The organism is Streptomyces sp. NPDC006265 (assembly GCF_040613555.1).
Classification (GTDB): domain Bacteria; phylum Actinomycetota; class Actinomycetes; order Streptomycetales; family Streptomycetaceae; genus Streptomyces.
This window is the reverse complement of sequence record NZ_JBEXSH010001222.1, coordinates 1-2,051: the sequence shown is the minus strand read 5'-3', so window position 1 is coordinate 2,051 and position 2,051 is coordinate 1. Positions and strand designations below refer to the sequence as shown.

2 protein-coding genes are annotated in these 2,051 nt (G+C 71.4%); both read left to right on the top strand.

Going from position 1 to position 2,051, the window contains the following annotated elements:
- The coding region (locus ABZ281_RS47345) for an ABC transporter permease subunit (protein WP_356664810.1) at positions 1 to 373 on the top strand (373 nt) is incomplete at its 5' end.
- Positions 370 to 2,051 (top strand): beta-galactosidase (locus ABZ281_RS47340; RefSeq protein ID WP_356664808.1); only part of this gene is annotated, 1,682 nt, incomplete at its 3' end. The genes ABZ281_RS47345 and ABZ281_RS47340, both read left to right, overlap by 4 nt.

The window sequence follows — 2,051 nt, the reverse complement described above, 5'->3', positions numbered from 1 at the left end:
GTTCGTCTCCCGGCTGCCCAGCGAGCTCGACGAGGCCGCCATGATGGACGGCCTGGGCTTCTTCGGCGTCTACCGGCGGATCATGTTCCCGATGCTCAGGCCCGTCCTGATCGCCATCGGCATCTTCACGCTCACCCACACCTGGGGCGACTTCATGGGCCCCCTGATCTACCTCAACGACGAGTCGAAGATGCCGCTCGCCCTGGGCGTGCAGTACATCACCGCCACCTCGCAGGCGGGCCAGGCGCCGCCCTGGAACCTGGTGATGGTCGGCTCGATCCTGCTCGCCCTGCCGATGATCCTCGTCTACTACCTCGGCCAGAAGTACCTGTACGAAATGGACATCAGCGGCGGAAGCGCGGGAGTCAAGTGAGCCACCCCACCACCACACTCGGCCAGGGCACCACACCTGGCCAGGGCACCACACCTGGCCAGGGCACCACACCCGGCCAGGGCACCACACCCGGCCAGGGCATCGTGCTCGACGCCCGCGGCATCCGGTTCGAGGGCGGTCCGCGGCTCGTCCTGTGCGCGTCCCTGTTCTACTTCCGCCTGCCCCGGGAACAGTGGCGCGCCCGGCTCGCCCAGGTCCGGGCCTCCGGCTACACCTGCGTGGACGTCTACCTGCCGTGGAACTTCCACGAGACCGCCCCCGGCCGCTGGTCCTTCGAGGGCCGGCGGGACGTCGCCGCCTTCCTCGACCTCGCGCAGGAGGAGGGGCTGTACGTCATCGCACGGCCCGGCCCCTACATCTGCTCCGAGTGGGACGGCGGCGCACTGCCGGCCTGGCTGGGCCTGGACCCGCAGCTGAGGGTCCGTCAGCACGAGCCGCGCTTCCTCGACCGGGTCACCGCCTGGTTCGACCAGGCGCTGCCGCTCCTCGCCGAGCGCCAGTACCCGGCGAACGGCCCTGTGATCATGGTGCAGTTGGAGAACGAGCTGGACTTCTTCGACTGCGAGGACCGGACCGGCTACCTCACCGCCCTGCGCGACCAGGCCGTCCGTCACGGCATCACCGTGCCGCTGATCGCCTGCTCCGGACAGGGCGACCTCGAAGGCGCCACCGGCGAGGTCCCCGGCGTCGTACCGGCGTGCAACTTCTACCCGGACGACGACTCCCCGCACATCGAACCCGAAGTGCGGTGCTACGCCGAGCTGCTGGCGGAGCGCGACCTGCCCCTGCTGATCACCGAGACCAACCGCCGCCACCGCACCCTGCGCCGCCTCCTGGCCAGCGGCGCCTCGCTGATCGCCCCCTATCTCCAGTCCTCCGGCTGGAACTTCGGATACACCCCGTCCGCGGGGAACTGGGGCAGGCCGGGCAACCTCATGAGCCATGGCTACGACTTCGGCGGCTACGTCTCCTCCACCGGCACCGAACGCCCCGAGTACGCCGAGGCCCAGATCCTCGCCCGCGTCATCGACACCCTGGGACCACACCTGGCGCTCACCGTCCCGACCGTCCCGCGCACGCCGGTCACCACCGACTTCCCGACCAGCTCGTCACCGTCGGCCCTGCGACTCGACGGAGGCGGGCTGCTCCTCGCCGTACCGCATCTCGGGACTCGGACGGAGACGGAGACGGGGATGGAAACGGAGACGGACACGGAGACAGGGACGGGAGCGGGGACGGGAACGGCGGTCGTGAACGGGGTGCCGGTCGCCGTGGCGGCGGACTCGTGCCCGTTGATGCTGCTGGACGTGCCCTTGAGCCCGTGGGGCCACGAGGGGACGCTCACTCTGGCGTCCGCGGACCTGGTGGCGGCGGGGGAGGGCGTGCTGGTGTTCTCCTCCGAGGTGCCGGTCACCGTCGTCGTCGGGGACACCCGGGTCGAGATACCGGCGCCGGCGGCCGGAGTGCCGGGGCGGGCGACGGCCGAGGGGCTGACCCTCGTAGCTCTGGCCCCGGCGGAGGCCGTACGCCTGCGCGCCACGGACCGTGACGGCACCGAACATCTCGAGGCACCGGCGCCCGCACGGCCCGCACCGGCACCCGTCGAGATCCGGCGCACGCGGCGCCGAGCGGCCACCGCGCCCGAGTTGGCGACCGG